Here is a 15,361-nt window from a genome sequence, read left to right on the forward strand (position 1 = left end):
CTCATCCCCAAGCTCACATGCTCACATGCTCACATGCTCACATGCTCGCCATACGATACGGCCCCCAGGTAAAGCACTCAATGAAGCTATTGCTCAACACCGAATCGCTACTGCCACCCGTGACAGGCATTGGCACCTACACACAGAACCTGCTTGAACAATTCGTAGCGATGCAGGCGTTTGAAGGCATCGAGTGCTTTTCCGGGCGTCACTTTGCCTCGGCCACACAGGCCCTGCATGAGTGTCATGCCCGCGCGCTATCGGGCGGCGCGTCGTCACGCCCATCACAGGGCCGCCTGCATCGCCTGCTGCGCAATTCGAGCCTGGCCTATCGTGCGCGCGAGGCGTTGCGCAACAATCTGCTAAGGCTGCAATCAGCCCGGTTACGAGACTTCGTCTATCACGAACCGAACTTCATTCTGCGCGCCCACAAGGGGCCATGTGTCGCCACCATTCATGACCTGTCGTTTATCCACTACCCCCAATATCATCCAGCCAAACGTGTAGCATGGCTAAGCCGCGAACTGCCGAAAACGCTGGCTCGGGCAGATGCCCTGATCACCGATTCCGAACACATCCGCAAGGAACTGATCGAGCTGTATGGCGTGGATGAACGGCGCGTACAAACCATCCATCTTGGTGCAGCCAGTCGTTATAAGCCACAAACCGCTGAGCAGACCGCCGATATCCTGAGCAGCTACCAGCTACGACACGGGCAATACTTGCTGTTTGTCGGCACTCTCGAACCGCGCAAAGGTGTGGAAACCCTGCTCAAGGCATGGAGCAGCCTGCCAGCGCCACTGACTGACAACTATCCTCTGGTTCTCGCCGGCGCGCCGGGATGGGGAAATGCCGACACCCTCGCCCGTATCGCCCAACTCAAGCAGACACGCGGCCTGCGCCACCTGAACTTCGTACCGGCCAGCGCCCTGCCGGCGCTGTATGCCGGCGCCCAGGCGTTCGTCTACCCATCACATTACGAAGGCTTTGGCCTGCCCGTACTGGAAGCCATGAGCAGCGGCGTACCGGTGATCTGCACCCAGGATACTTCCATGTGCGAAATAACCGGCGACAGCGCCTTGCTTGTCGAACGCGGCTCAGTGGAACAGCTCGCGACGAACATGCAATGGTTGCTGGAACACAGTGAAGCCCGCGCCGCCCTTGCCACCGCTGGGCTTGAACGAGCGAAGGCCTTTTCCTGGGCACGCTGCGCCAATCAGACCCTGGCTATTTACCGCCATATCAGCGCCTAGGAGACCATTAGCGTTCCCGTCTACATTGTATTGACTCCAGCCGGCCTCCCTACGCCTACGAGCGCCCCAGCAGGCCCAGCGATATCTTGCGCAGCGACACGGATTGCGAGAAAACATCCCCAACCGTTCCAATGAAGCTGCACAACGGAAAAAACCGGAAAAACATTCCCCAGGCAATAACCGGAGAGATCAAATGCCCCGCTACCAAGCCATCACCAAGGCCGACTTTGCCAATTTGCGCTGGAAGCGCTACGACAGCTACACGTTTGCCGCCCAGGATGCAACTGTCCCCGTGCTGGCACAGGAGCTTTCCAAGGCCTGCATGAGCCTGCCTATTGCCTTTATTCAGCAGGGCGATGCCTTCATCACCGCGGCAGTCCAGGGGCTGCAAATGGGGCAGAACCTGCTGGTGACATCCGAAGGACGGTGGGCAGTGGCCTATACCCCAGCGGCCTACCGTGGCTATCCATTTGCCCTGGCGGAAGCCGAAGACGGCCAATTGGTACTCTGCGTGGATCTGGATAGCCATCTAGTGGGAGAGCAGCATGAAGAGGCTTTCTTCGATGCCAATGGCGAGCCGGCACAAGCCGTCGGGGAAGTGCTCAATTTCCTGCAGCAGGTACACAGCAATCGCATCCTGACCCAGCGCCTCTGCGCGGCGCTGGCAGCCGAAGACCTGATTGTTCCCTGGCCACTCAAAATCTCTACTGAAGAGGGCGAGAAGAACATAACGGGGCTCTACCGTATCGACGAACCCCGGCTCAATCAGCTGGACGCACAAGCAATTGCCCGTATCCACCAGGCAGGCGCCCTATCCATAGCTTATTGCCAGTTGATCTCCATGCAGCATATCCAGGTCCTCGGGCAACTGGCTGCGACCCGGGCACAAGAGCAAGCCCGCGAGGCGGAGAATGGGCAATTCCTCGGTGGGCAAGACGGCGTTTTCAGCTTCAACTTCTGACAGAGCACCGGCCTCTCTCTGTCGAGGTTCTGGCGTAGGCCGCTAGCTACGCTGGAAAATTGCCTCCTGAGCGCGCTGTCTTCATCCAACGTTGGCATTTATTGAAACAATCACAAAAAAGGAATACCCATGTCTGACTGGACTGCCGGCTACGTTGCCGACATCGGCTACACCTACGGTTACTACACCGAGCTGAACCCCTTGCGCGTGCGCCTGGCCTTCCTCAATGCCGGCCTCGTTCCGCCGGAAGTCGGCACCGCCTGCGAACTGGGATTCGGCCAAGGCATGAGCGCCAACCTGCATGCTGCAGCCTCTGTAGTGCGGTGGTCTGGTACTGACTTCAATCCGGCACAAGCCGGTTTCGCTCAGGAGCTGGCCAGCATCGCCGATTCGGGGGCTCAGCTTCTGGACGAAGCCTTCGACGCCTTCTGCAACCGCGCCGATCTGCCTGAGTTCGACTACATCGGCCTGCATGGGATCTGGAGCTGGATTTCCAACGAAAATCGCGCCGTCATCGTCGAGTTCATCCGTCGCAAGCTCAAGGTAGGCGGCGTGCTTTACATCAGCTACAACACACAGCCCGGCTGGGCCGCCATGGTCCCCATGCGCGACCTGCTGACCGAACATGCCGAAGTGCTGGGCGCCGACGGCTCCGGCATCGTCAGCCGTATCGACAGCGCCCTCGCGTTCGCCGACCAGTTGCTGGCCGCCAACCCGCTCTATGCCCGCGCCAACCCACAGATCGCCGAACGCATCAAGAAGATCAAGGAGCAGGACCGCCACTACGTCGCCCATGAATACTTCAACCGCGACTGGCAACCCATGGCTTTCGCTCACATGGCGCAATGGTTGGCCCCAGCCAAGCTGCAGTGGGCCTGCTCAGCCAATTACCTGGATGCCATTGACGCGGTAAACCTCACCGCCGAGCAACAGGCATTGCTGGCCACCATTCCCGACCCCATGTTCCGCCAGACCACTCGTGACTTCTGCGTTAACCAGCAGTTCCGCAAGGATTACTGGGTCAAGGGAGCCCGCAAGCTGAGCGCCCTGGAGCAGGCCGAACAACTTCGTGCACAGCGAGTCATCCTTATCCAGAACAGAGCAGAGGTCAGCCTCAAGGTCACGGGCAGCCTGGGCGAAGCCACAATGCAGGATTCGGTATACAGCCCCATTCTCGACCAGCTCGCCGACAACAAGCCCAAATCGCTGGCCCAGCTGGAACAGGCCCTGCAACCCGGCGGCATCACCTTTGCGCAAATCAGCGAGGCCATCATGGTACTCAGTGGCGCTGGCACAGTGCTCGCTGCCCAGGACGATGCGGCCACAACGAAAGCCAGGAAGCGTACTGACCGCCTCAACCTCCACCTGATGAACAAGGCGCGCAGCAACAGTGAGCTGAATTATCTCACCAGCCCGGTTACGGGCGGCGGCATCACAGTGCCGCGTTTCCAACAGCTTTTCCTGCTGGCCCGCCAGCAAGGACACAAGCACCCTGCAGACTGGGCCAGCGCAACCTGGAACCTGCTGGCCATGCAGGGGCAGCGCCTGGTCAAACAGGGGGAAGTACTGGATACCGCAGAAGCCAACCTTGCCGAGCTTACCGCCCAGGCCAATGAGTTCGCCGAGAAGCAATTGCCGATCCTCAGAGCGCTGCAGATAGCGTAAGCATCACTGGAGAAGAGTTGAGGCGCTGCCTCAACCCCTCTCCCTATTGCAGCTTGTTCTTCTCATGAGGGACAGGTTTTCATGAGCACATTCCGGTAGAGTGCGCTCACGAAAAACGACCAACCTGAATCGAATGATCCTTATGAATGGTGCCATGACTCAAGGTTCAGGTAGCGGCCAACGGGCGCTGCCGCGAGTGGGTAGCTGGCTCACCCCGCTCTTGCCCAATGAGCCCCGCATTTTTGACCAGGCCACCCAGACTGCGCTGACGGCGCAGTACCTGCTGCCCGTATTGCCCGAACTGGAAGCCTGCCTGCTGGCCGTGCGCCGGCAACTCGACCCAGAGCTTGAGCGGCTGCAGCCGGTGAAACTGGGCAAGCCCTACCCGGTAGGGCAGTGCCTGGAAATCGCCGAGGCTGTCCACAAGCGCCTGCGGACAGTCGAGGAGAACGCAATCGCTTCGGATGCCGTGAAAGGGCTGCGCGCCTTGCGCGCCTTTCAAAGTGCTGGAGGCGATTTCCGCCAGGTCTGGGGCGACCTGCGCGGGCAGTATTTCCAGAATGCCTTTCAGGTCGGCACGCTGTACATCGACGTGGCCAACGACACGGTGACCCCCACCAAACCCAAAGTGGAAATCCTGCCGTTTGACCAAGCACAGTTCGTTCCCATCCGCGACTTTGAACACTTCCGGCAGATGGCCTGTCGCTACTGGGGCGATGAAGTCTACCCCAATCACGTGCTGCCCACCCTTGCGCCGCACTGCCCGCTGATCCACGTGAGCCAGAGTGGGCGCATCCAGTTGCGCGACGCCACCCAATACATGCTGGCCATGACGCGCAGCCAGGCATTCAAACCCAGCGAGGCAGCGCTACGCGAAGCGCCCATGCCGCAAGCGGTATTCGAGCGCGTGCGCAACGCGTTGGAAAAAACCGGATTGACGCTAGCCACCACCCCGAAACAAGGGCGCCAGCAGGCCCTGCAGCAGTGTCGCGAGCAGCGTGCCAAGCGCTGGCATCTGCATCACAGCTGGCCAGCCCAAGTCACATACGATGTGCAGCGGGTCAACCTGCAACTCGTGCACGCGTGCAAACAACCTCTTCAGGACAGAAAAGTGCCCACAATCAAGATTGACAACATCGACTACGACCTTGAACATCTTTCCGACGACGCCAGAGCGCAACTGCAGAGCATCCAGTTCGTCGACCAGGAACTGGCCCGCCTGCAGGCGCAGGTGGCGGCGATGCAAACTGCGCGAAATGCCTACCTCAGTGCGTTGAAGGCGGCGTTGAAATGAAAAGAGGTCAGGTCAAGATGGGCGTATTACTGTACGACGGCATCGAGACGCTGCTCTCGGGAAACGCGATTTGGGCAGCGCCGTTGTCGTCTCTGGGGCGCGCGTAGGGAAAGGGCTCAGTTCAGGTACATTTGCCCGCTGGCCCACAAACGAAAAAGCAAGGAGCAATAAATGGCAACAGGCGATATTCGAATCGACGCGCTACTGGCACTTCCTCAAGCCAGCCTCGCAACGAATCACTCCCAAGGCATGCCGGTAGTGATTTCATACGGCTTCATGGAAGCGCCCGCTACGGCAGTCCGAGATTTCAAGGCGCTGAACCAGGCGCAACGAACGGCCATCGATTCGATGCTCAGCGAGATATCGACCCTGGTCGGCATCACCTTCAAGCATGTCGAGGAAGGCGGCATTCTGCGCTACGGGCTGTTCTCGGGTGGGCAGGCCCTTGCCGACGGCTCCGCCAGCAAGGGCCAAATGAGCCTCACCGCTAACAGCGCCAATGTCTGGCTGAACTGGACCGTACCGCAAATCCAGAACCTCGACGCGGGCTACGGACGGCAACTGGCCCTCCACGAAACGGCCCACGCCCTGGGGCTCAAGCATCCAGGCGAGTACGGCCAATGGGACACCGGCCCCTATCTGCCTGCCAAGCTGGCGACAGCAAATAACACAATCATGTCCTATAACGGTGGCAACTCGAACCACCTGGGTGATTTCGATGTTATGGCGCTTCAATACCTGTACGGGAGCGCGGGCGGACAGGCCTCTGCCAATGTCATCACCGTCTCCAGCGTATACACGGCGGGCAGTTATTTCGATGACCAGTTCAACTTGAACGTCGAGACCCTGAACACTTCGGTGCGGATATCGGGTGGGGCTGGGGTCGACCAGTTGCATCTCAATACCAGCTCGATCTCCGCCAGGCTTGAAGGTGGGGAGCTCAGCCATATCGTCTACAGCAAGCCCGACAGCAGTTTCCTCGGCATCTACCTCGATGGCGTGGAGCGCGTTCACTTCACGGATAAAAGCGTGGCCATCGATGACCAGGCTGCCCAGGCATACCGCCTGTACGAGGCCGCCTTCAACCGCGCGCCGGATCTCGAAGGGCTGGGTTACTGGATCAGCGAATTTGACCGGGGAGTGTCACTGGAATCCGTATCCGCGCTATTTATCGCAAGTACGGAGTTTACAAGCTTGTATGGGAACGCCCCCTCCAACGACGACTTCGTCATTGCGCTGTATCAGAACATTCTCGACCGCGCACCAGAACAAAGCGGCTTCGATTTCTGGGTCAAACAACTGAAAACCGGAACGATGAACGAAGCACAGGTACTGGCCAGCTTTTCCGAGTCCAATGAAAACAAGGTCGCACTGAGCGGCATCATCCAGAATGGAGTGGAATATCTGCCTATTTAGGGGAAAAGGGTCAAACTGAAATGACCCTTTTCCCGCCCCGCGCCTCAACGTCCAGGCCAGTGCAGCACCTGGGAAATTTGCGAATCTGGCAATCCTAGAGCCACCACCACTTACCGTGAACTGGTGCCGCACGAAATTTATAATATCGTGCATAGCTACCAAGGAGACTCATCATGGCCATCACGGCACACTCTCCCACCGTCAAGGTCGTCGGCACCAACGGCCAGATTTCGCTGGGCAAGCAATACGCGGGCCGCCAGGTGCTGGTGGAAGAGTACGAACCCGGCGTCTGGCTGGTGCGTACTGCCACTGTCGTTCCCGACAACGAGCGCTGGCTGCACGCACCTCAAGCAGCGGCCGATCTGCAAAAGGCCATGGTCTGGTCCGTGGCCCATGCTGCATCGGACGCCGATTCCGAAGACACGCTCTGGAAAGGGGGTCAGGTACATTTTCCCATTTTTCCTATGGTTCTTTTTTAGGCCGACCTCGTGGCCTGATCGTTACATCGCGCCCGAGCATCTGCTCAATTTGATGGGCGAATCGCGGTGAACCAAAGGCAGCGTTCTGCTGGGTAGCGTTGCGCAGCTGAGTTGTCATGTCCTTCTGTTCGTCCTGCAGGACCCAAGCTCGATAATTTTCCTGGCGCTCCATATCCGTCGCACCAAGGGCAACGTATTCGGGATGCGGAGTCACCAGCCTGGACTGCCGCTTACCAACATTAGCGTGCCAAGAACTCCACGGATAGCCCTGCGGATGCGCAACCATTCCGGCTCGTACCGGGTTGAGCTCGATATAGCGCATGCAACTGAGCAGGTAGCGCTCACTACCCACCACGCTCGCCTTGAATCGTCCGGCCCAAAGATGCCCGGTGCGCTCGAACCGGGCGTTGATCCGCTGAACATACAGGCGATTGAGGTTCTGCATCAATCGACTGAGCGTGCCAGGCACGCTTGGCGTCAGCAGAAGATGCACGTGGTTGGTCATCAGGCACCAGCCATGAACACTCACCTCCAGATGGCCCGCATAGGCGCTCAGCAGGTGCAGATATTCCAGATAGCATTGATGATCGAAGAATACGGCCTGTCGGTCGACGCCGCGCTGCACGATATGGTGCGGCAGCCCAACGACCTCCAGCCGCGGCTGACGCGGCATAACCCCTCCTTGGGTTGATTACTTCAGCTCACTTTGAACAATTGCCCCCTGAATCACCATCGCCGGAGGGGAAAACTGTGAACTGGCGGGACGTGAATAAATGCGAATAAATTTACCTGACCCCTTTTCCCCTTTTCCCCCAGGCCCCTACAAGCGCTTCGTAGCACTGCCGTAGACTCTACTCCGTTCCCGCTTGCCTACCGCGATCACCGTGACAACCAGACGGCTGTCGATCACTTCATAGACCAAGCGGTAGCCGATGGAGCGGAGCTTGATCTTGTAGCAGTTAGACATGTCCCTAAGTTTATCGGCCTCGACGCGGGGATTATCGAGGCGTTCTTTCAGCTTCTTGGCGAACTGCAGCTGGATAGTGTTGCCCAGCCTGCCCCACTCCCTGAGTGCTTGGGCGTTGAACTCCAGGGCGTACTTAGTCGGCTCCGCCGGCTTGCGCGATGAGGCCATCGATATCTACTCGTACAGTAGGTTCACCAGCGCGAGCGCGTACGATCTCAGCCAACCGCAGATCGTCAATCAGCTCCAGCATGGCTTCATAGCGTGCGGGTGGCACGGCATAGAACGCTGGTTCGTTTCGATTGAGGATCACGACCGTTTCGCCGCCACCTTCGCGGATGGTGCCCATTGGGTCCTTTTTAAGTTCTGTCACCGACGCCGCAACGTCAGCCAGTACCGTGTAAGTCATCGCCATATCCACCTGTTGTCTACTATCCGCGCTACTAGGGTGCCTGAGCTCATATCTATGGGCCGAACCGTCACGCTTCGTTGAGCGAATGTGTGGTTCTCTACTGTGGGCCGAGCTGTCTTGATTAAGGTCTTCGCAAAGTCATTGTGCGAACGGGGTAAGCGCGCATAGCGTAGCACTCCTAAAAGCACTCCATAAGATGTTTTTTGATGTGCTACATCTAGAACGAGTCGCGATCAGGTGTCCCCATAAAGGCTGAAATCTACAGGGAGCGGGGTGGGACGACAGCGAGGACGAGGACGAACTGGAGGCCCCGGTTTTACTAGTAAATGACTAGTAAATGTACCTGACCCCTTTTCCGCTTAGGCATGAACCCGGCAACCTGTCTTGCCAGCAAACTCCTTCAGCCAATCCAGATAGAACCGATAATCCTCATCCGCCACGAAACAGACTTGTCGATTGTTGCCGCGCTGAATCAGGTGCAGCGGAATATGGGGTAATACCACACGGGGGCGACGCGGCATGGCGGCATCCAGGATGCTTGAGGGTGCCGAAGCTTACCAGATAACCGTGGTCTGTCCCCTATTATCAAATCTACAGGGAGCGGGGTGGGACGACAGCGAGGACGAGGACGAACTGGAGGCCCCGGTTTTACTAGTAAATGTACCTGACCCCTTTTCCGGTTGGCTGCCAGCTGGATCAGGCGCTGGTGCTCTTTGTCCGAGAACGGCGCGTGCAGCACCTTCTCCAGCGTCTTGACCTGGCTAGACAGGCGGCTGTGCTCGCGGTTGATGAGCACGGCGACCAAGGCGGGATCTGGCTTGGCGATGGCAATGGCTCCCTTGTGATTTCTTCCGTAAAGACCCTGCACGTGTCCGCAAGGCCCTTATGGAAAAAACCCTGCCCCTCGTGAGAAGGACAGGGTTTCAATCACCTCAAGCACCTACCCGAGGGCGGGTGCTTGTCTCCGGGGGAGATTAGACCAGCTCGAAAGCTGCTGCAGTGATGGTGGTCACGCCAGTCAGTTCGATCACGCTGTCAGCGGTACCGTTGGAGTCCCAGTCGATGTACAGCTTACCGCTGCTGCTATCGAGTGCAATACCAACTTGGTTGGCGGTACCGTTAGCAGCCGTGTTTTGCAGGAAGGTCTGCGCATCAGCGGCGTTGGTCTGCACGCTCACCAGCGTACCTGCCGTTACTTGAGCTGCGCCAACATCCAGACGGATCACGTCACCAGTCCACTTGGTGGCGTCGGCACCTGCTGCAATACCAGCAGCGCCGTTAGTGCCGCTACCAAAGGTATTGGCCTGGAAGTCGGTAATCTTGTCCATTGCAACCAGGGTAGATTGGCTTGCGGCGGTATACACGAAGGTGTCGTTACCTGCACCACCGGTCAGCACGTCAGCACCAGCACCGCCAGTGATCATGTCCTTACCCGCGCCACCGGTGATGGTGTCGCCATGACCAGTACCGATAAGGGTGTTAGCTGCAGTAGCCGAACCCTTGATGGTCATTGCCACAGAGGTGGTCGGGGTGGTCATGTCGGCCTGCGAACCGTCAAAGACCAAGCCACCAGTGTTGGCAGAACCGTCAACCGTAGCCAGCTTGGTCATCGCAGCGGTGGAGGCAACAACCAGCTTCTGGTCACCAGTCACAGTGATCGAAGTCAGCTTGTTGCTACCGGTGAGAACGAGCGTGTTGGTGATGGTGTCGGCCTTGTAACCCGTCACTGCAGTGAAAGGCAGGCTGGTATTCACACCAGTGCTGTTAACCGTCAGCGTTTCAACGTCGGCAACCACCACGTTGCTGGTAGCAGCAGTCTCGGAAGAGGTCGTGTCGTTGTTGTCGGTGAAGTTCTTGTTGAGCTTCAGCGTCAGGCTGTCAGTCGCGGTATCGGTCTTCAGACCAACGTTCAGCGTACCGTTGTTGGCAGCAGCACCAGCCAGTTCAACGGTGCTATTTGCGCCCAGATTGGTCACAGCAGCGGAGTTGCTAGTCGTCACACCAGCGGCAGCCTTGAAGTTCACGATGCCGGCAAACTTGGAAATATCCAAGGAGTCGGTGTTCGCGAGCACATCGGTGATGCTCAGCGTCTCGAAACCAGTGACCTTTGCACGGGAAGCGTCACCGTAAGCAGCCACAGTGCCGTAGGCAGTCTTGGCCATTGCCAAGGTGTCGGTACCATCACCACCAGACAACGTTGCACCATCAGCAAATGCGCTGCCCAGCGTCAGAGTGTCATCCCCTGCACCAAGATCAACGGTAGCGGTTGCAGCAACCACGCCAGAGGCGGCGAGAATGGTATTCATCGCGTTCACTGCAGCCACGGAGCTGGCAGCAGCAGTGTCGGTTACCGTATCTGCAGCAGTATCAATCGTTGTCTTTTGGGTTGCAGTGATAGTCCCAGCAGCAACAGCAGCAGTAGTCAAAGCTTGAATGGCAGTGATAGCTGCTGCCTCATTGGCAGCACCAGTAACCCCAGTACCACCGAGCCCGGTTGCAGCCCCAGAACCAGCAAGAATGGCTTGAGCCGCGTTACCCACAGTGACAGAGTCTTTACCTGCACCAGATACCAAGGACTTCAGGCCAGCACCGCTCACCTGCACGGTGTCATCACCAGCGCCGGTGGTGACTTCAACAGCACCTGCGGTCTGGTTGTTGATGATGGCCTTCACGCCGCCATCGGCAACAGTGACCTTCTTGGCAGCAACCAGAGTTGCACCGTTCAGGTCGACAGAGCCAGCGCCGGTCACGGTGATGGTTTCTGCGGAAATGGCAGCAGCGGTCAGCTTGAGCGTGTTGGCACCGGTAGCGGCGACAGTCACGGTCTTCAGATCGTTGTTGCCGGCAGTGGTGCTCAGCAGTTCGATGTTGGAGTTCTCAACGGTCAGACTGGCCGTCGTGAAGGCGTTATCGTCAAAGTCGATATCGACTTCGGTCGGGGCAGTGGCGGAAACCTTGCCAACGTTCTTCACGGACAGATTCACGGTGGTAGCCGTGCCATCGTTAAAGGCAACGTTCTTCTGCTGGTCAGCAACCACGAAGTTCTGAACTGCGCCAACGCCAGTGATGTTGGCAGTACCAGTACTGTTGGAAACGGTGATCTTTTCAACGCCAGTCGAAGCAGACAGATTCACACCAGAGTCATCAGCGATGGAGCGAACGACGATGTTTTCGATGCTGGTCAGCGAGGGAGTGACGATTGCGCCACCACCACCCTGAACGGTAGCGATCAGGGTGTCAGACCCAGCGCCGCCATTCAGAGCATCAGCAGCTTGCAGGGTCTGAGTCAGCGCGCCGTTGACGTTGACAATCGCTGCCTCGAAGGTGTCGTTGCCTGCAGTACCCGTGAAAGCAGCACCGCTGTCCTCACCTGCAGTGAGCGTGTAAGTCTGGCCAGCGTTGGCGTTGCTGTTGTTCTGAACGGTGTTCAGGACGTTTTCCAGCGGAGCGCCAGTGGCGGCAGTGACGGAAGCTGCGTCGCTGGTGACGGTGTTCAGCCAGGTCTTGACAGCGTTCAGAGCGGTATCGTTGGCGCTGGCGTAGGCAACGATCTCGGCATTGGTGTCGAGTGCGTTGGTGAAGGCGGTGGCAGCAGTCACCTTGTTGCTGATGATGTCAGCGTCGGTGCCCTGAGAGCCTTTGTTGATGGCTTCAGCAATGTTGCCGATCTTCAGCGCACCGTTGTCGAGCTGGCCTACCCAGTAGGTCAGACCGGCCACTTCAGCCGGGCGGCCAAACAGGTTCTGGTAAACAGCGTTTACCAGCTGAGTGGAGTTCATGCCGGCGTACAGGTCTTTGTACTCGGCAGACTCGGCGAAGGTGTTCAGCAGGTCAGCGGAGTTGCCAGCGTAGCTGCTCCAGTACTGCAGACCCGCGACATCAGCCGGGCGGTTGAAAAATGCAACATATGCATTCTGAATTTGCGCGATGGTCAAAGCCATTTCTTCTTGCTCCTAGGGGTGTTCAGATAAGGGATTCGCTTCTTCGAAGGAAAGCCGCGAGGACCCTTGTGCATTAATGCGGCGGCAATAGTCTCAAAGCGCCCGCAATGGCGATGTGACATTCGTCACTTTAGCCGATTTAGCAGCACCTCCCGAGAACTCCAATCGGTCACGCCGTAAGCGGTTCGCTGATCGTCAAGCTGCGACTGGAACAGGTAAACAGCACGGCTGCCGCCCTCCTGGTGCAGCAAGCCGTCTACCCGCATGTTGTTGTTGCCCAGGTACTGGCTGACGTTCTGGAAGGTGCCGTCGGGAAATACCTGCCCTTGCGCATGGCGCGAGATGCGCTGGCCATCGGCGAGAAGGTCGAAGCGGGTGGTGAAGCGGCTGTTGACGAAATCCATGTTCAGGCGACCGTTTTCCACCTGTGCTGCGTAGGTGCTGCCATCGGACTGGCGCTGGATGAGAGCCTGGGCATTTTGCAGCTGGAAATCCAGCGTGCGGCTGGCCGGACGCTCCCATTGACTGTCACGCGGGCGCAGCAGAATGAAGTGCGGATTGAGGCTGACGATCTTGTGAGTGACGAAGGCCTGCTCAAGGTCCAGGGCATCGCCAGCTTGCGCAAGCTCGCCCCAGCGGCCCCACTGGAGCGTGGGGCCGGCGTGGGGCGCCGGCAGCAGAGGCCGCTCGGGCGTGAGGGTACTTTCTGTTTTGACAGGCCCCAGATCCGGATCGATGACAGGCGCACGCCGGTCATGCTGAGGCTTGGGCTCGTCCTTGCGCGGCGGAGCGGCCTGGTCGGGACTGGCCTCGGGGTTTTCAAGCAGTTGGGCACCCTGAACCTTGTCAATCTGCAGAATGCGCCCGACCTGTGCGGCACTGAGCTCCAGGGCGCCGGGGCCTTGGCAGCGGTGGCTGCCGCCAGGCTGGCACTGCGCCCCGAAGGGGCTGGCAACGACGGCGCCGGCAAGCACGACTATGCGGGTGGTGTGAGCATCGGTGTAGGCGGTGAAGTCGGTGCCCTTGACGCCGATGGCGGCAACGGGAGTGTTGAAGCGGAAATTGTGCCGGGCCTCTTTTACCGCGTCGCCGGTGATGCTGCGGGCCACCCCCTGGTGGAGGTCAATGCGAAAGCGGCTCTGGCCGGGTGTTTCGGCATCGATATGGTAGGTGGTGAGGGTGGCTGCGGTTTGCGGGCGCAGGATGATGAAGCCGTTGTCGCGGGTGCGTATATAAAGGTAGCCGTCATCGCCTGTGGCGAGCCGGTCACCGGGGAAGACGGAATCACCGGCCTTGAGGGTTTGCGTGCCCTGGCTGACCTGGCCGATAGCGAGTACCACCTGCCCTGCGGCGAGCGGCTCGTCGCCCTGTGCGCTGGCGCTTGCCGGGACAAGACTGATCGCAAGCAGGGCCACGAAAAACAGGCACAGGATGCTGCCAAGCGCGCGAAAGGGATACGGGATCAGCATCGCGCTGCCTCCATCAGGGTTGGGTTGTGCGTTGCGGCGCAATGGGGCGTGCCGCCTTGTGAGCCGGGATTTGCTCCAGGCTTTGCCTTTTAGCACAGTAACAGCCGAAGGTGAAGGGCGCGGCGGGACTGGCGTACAGCTTGGGCTGCCCTTATAGTGCGCGGCTATTTACCTGGTGCGGGCGGTCTTTTGTCCGGTCTGTTTTCTCTTCTGTTGCACAGCTGTCGCGCCTGGTCTGGGCTGAAGTGGGCAAGCGCTCTGCTGCTGGCCATGCTGTGCCCCCCTGTTTTGGCAGCAGAGGGGGAGGATGCCTATGCGCAGGCCCTGGGCGCAATTGCCGAGGGCCGCTATGAAGAAGCCCGGGTTCTACTGTCGCACCTGGCAGCCACGCAGCCGGAACATGCGGGAGCCTGGCTGGATCTGGCGATTCTGCATTGTGCCCTGGGCAACCGGACGGAGGCCGAGGCTCTGTTCGAGACCATCGAATTGCGTTTTGCGCCGGGGCCAGCACTGCGCGAACTGATGGCCCGCCAGCTAGCCGGCGGCTGCCAGCGAGCGCGAGCGCCGGGGGTTGTACGTGTGCGCCTGGGCCGCGGGTATGACGACAATGCAAACCAGGGAGCGAGTAATCCGAATCTACCCATCGGCGGCGGCCCAGGCGGCGTGACCCTGGTGCTGGCGCCTGAGCACGCCCCCAGAGGGGACGGCTTTACCAGCATGCAGATCGACGGCGCGCTGCCGCTGGCCGATGAAGAGCTTGTGGCCTTCGGGCAGCTTGCCGTGCGCCGTCATGATGACGTGCGTGCGTTCGACATCAGCTCCCTGGCGCTGGGTGTGGAGCAGCTCTGGGAGCGGGATGATTGGCAGATGCGAGCGTCACTGGCGGGAGGCATGCTGGAACTGGACGGCAAGCTGTATCAGCAAAGCGCGCTGATTCAGGGGCAGGTGACGCCGCCCCTTCCATTACCCCATCCCTGGCAGTTTTCGCTGGTGGCGGCGCAGTCTTACCTCAAGTATGTGGACCAGCCGGTTTTCGATGCGCGCCAGGCGGAGTTGCGGGGTGTGCTGAGCTACGAGCAAGGACGGGGCAGGTTGAGCCTGGCAGCCGGAGGGCTGCGCGATTATGGCCAGCAGGATCGCCCCGGCGGTAACCGCGATGGCTGGTCGGTGAACATCTGGGGCAGAGTGCTATGGGGGCAGACGGCAGGCGAGTTCATGTGGTCGCGGCAGCATTGGCAGGGTAGCCAGGATTTTGCACCGGGGCTGATCGATGAGATACGCAAACAGGATGTGGAGCAGTGGCGACTTGCCGTGATTCAACCCTTGGGGGGCAGGCATTCGCTGGTGGCTGAGCTTCGCCAGATCGATAGCGATGAGAACATCAGTATCTTCAGTTACCGTTCGCGCCAGCTCTCCCTGAGCTGGCAACTGGATTTTTGAACTGCCTGCAGGTGAGCAACAGTGGCGCAGGCGGGCCTGGGGGAGACCCCTGATCCGAGACTTTTTG

13 protein-coding genes are annotated in these 15,361 nt (G+C 59.2%); 7 read left to right on the forward strand and 6 right to left on the reverse strand.

Annotated elements, in window-relative coordinates:
• The first annotated feature begins 80 nt into the window (after nucleotides 1–80).
• The 6 genes from ACYCFC_RS13975 to ACYCFC_RS14000 all read left to right on the forward strand — a co-directional run bounded on the left by ACYCFC_RS13975 (nucleotide 81) and on the right by ACYCFC_RS14000 (nucleotide 7,068).
• Nucleotides 81–1,253 carry a glycosyltransferase family 4 protein gene (locus ACYCFC_RS13975; protein ID WP_459651973.1) on the forward strand — a complete coding sequence of 391 codons (1,173 nt, stop codon included), beginning with the start codon at nucleotides 81–83 and terminating at the stop codon, nucleotides 1,251–1,253.
• Between the two features lie 103 nt (nucleotides 1,254–1,356).
• Nucleotides 1,357–2,214, forward strand: a complete 858-nt coding sequence (locus ACYCFC_RS13980) for a SapC family protein (protein WP_459651974.1) — start codon at nucleotides 1,357–1,359, stop codon at nucleotides 2,212–2,214.
• A 129-nt stretch (nucleotides 2,215–2,343) separates the two neighbouring features.
• Complete coding sequence (locus ACYCFC_RS13985) at nucleotides 2,344–3,879, forward strand: class I SAM-dependent methyltransferase (protein ID WP_459651975.1); 1,536 nt, start codon at nucleotides 2,344–2,346, stop codon at nucleotides 3,877–3,879.
• Between the two features lie 154 nt (nucleotides 3,880–4,033).
• On the forward strand, nucleotides 4,034–5,173 hold the full coding sequence (locus ACYCFC_RS13990) for a hypothetical protein (protein ID WP_459651976.1): 1,140 nt from the start codon (nucleotides 4,034–4,036) through the stop codon (nucleotides 5,171–5,173).
• A gap of 171 nt (nucleotides 5,174–5,344) precedes the next feature.
• Nucleotides 5,345–6,589, forward strand: a complete 1,245-nt coding sequence (locus ACYCFC_RS13995) for a DUF4214 domain-containing protein (RefSeq protein ID WP_459651977.1) — start codon at nucleotides 5,345–5,347, stop codon at nucleotides 6,587–6,589.
• Between the two features lie 173 nt (nucleotides 6,590–6,762).
• The gene (locus tag ACYCFC_RS14000; protein ID WP_459651978.1) at nucleotides 6,763–7,068 is read left to right on the forward strand and encodes a hypothetical protein; all 306 of its coding nucleotides are present in this window, start codon (nucleotides 6,763–6,765) and stop codon (nucleotides 7,066–7,068) included.
• On the opposite strand, the gene ACYCFC_RS14005 is transcribed toward ACYCFC_RS14000, so the two are convergent.
• From ACYCFC_RS14005 to ACYCFC_RS14030, 6 genes are all read right to left on the reverse strand, one after another.
• Nucleotides 7,052–7,741 (reverse strand): transposase, encoded by a 690-nt coding sequence (locus tag ACYCFC_RS14005; protein ID WP_181086698.1) that lies wholly within the window; start codon nucleotides 7,739–7,741, stop codon nucleotides 7,052–7,054. The genes ACYCFC_RS14000 and ACYCFC_RS14005 overlap by 17 nt on opposite strands.
• Nucleotides 7,742–7,888: 147 nt before the next feature.
• A complete protein-coding gene (locus ACYCFC_RS14010; RefSeq protein WP_181086697.1) occupies nucleotides 7,889–8,203 on the reverse strand; it encodes a type II toxin-antitoxin system RelE family toxin in 315 nt (104 codons plus the stop codon).
• Entirely contained in the window at nucleotides 8,169–8,441 is a 273-nt protein-coding gene (locus tag ACYCFC_RS14015; protein ID WP_181086696.1) for a type II toxin-antitoxin system Phd/YefM family antitoxin, read from the reverse strand. Before ACYCFC_RS14015 ends, ACYCFC_RS14010 begins: the two co-directional genes overlap by 35 nt.
• Nucleotides 8,442–8,803: 362 nt before the next feature.
• Nucleotides 8,804–8,965, reverse strand: a complete 162-nt coding sequence (locus ACYCFC_RS14020; protein ID WP_459651979.1) for a transposase — start codon at nucleotides 8,963–8,965, stop codon at nucleotides 8,804–8,806.
• A gap of 453 nt (nucleotides 8,966–9,418) precedes the next feature.
• Entirely contained in the window at nucleotides 9,419–12,385 is a 2,967-nt protein-coding gene (locus ACYCFC_RS14025; RefSeq protein WP_459651980.1) for a DUF4214 domain-containing protein, read from the reverse strand.
• Nucleotides 12,386–12,510: 125 nt separating this feature from the next.
• Nucleotides 12,511–13,854, reverse strand: a complete 1,344-nt coding sequence (locus ACYCFC_RS14030) for a FecR family protein (protein ID WP_459651981.1) — start codon at nucleotides 13,852–13,854, stop codon at nucleotides 12,511–12,513.
• 270 nt (nucleotides 13,855–14,124) lie between these two features.
• Between ACYCFC_RS14030 and ACYCFC_RS14035 the strand changes: the two genes are divergently transcribed.
• Entirely contained in the window at nucleotides 14,125–15,294 is a 1,170-nt protein-coding gene (locus tag ACYCFC_RS14035) for a tetratricopeptide repeat protein (RefSeq protein ID WP_459651982.1), read from the forward strand.
• The last annotated feature ends 67 nt before the right edge of the window (nucleotides 15,295–15,361 follow it).

The organism is Stutzerimonas sp. NM35 (assembly GCF_054604355.1).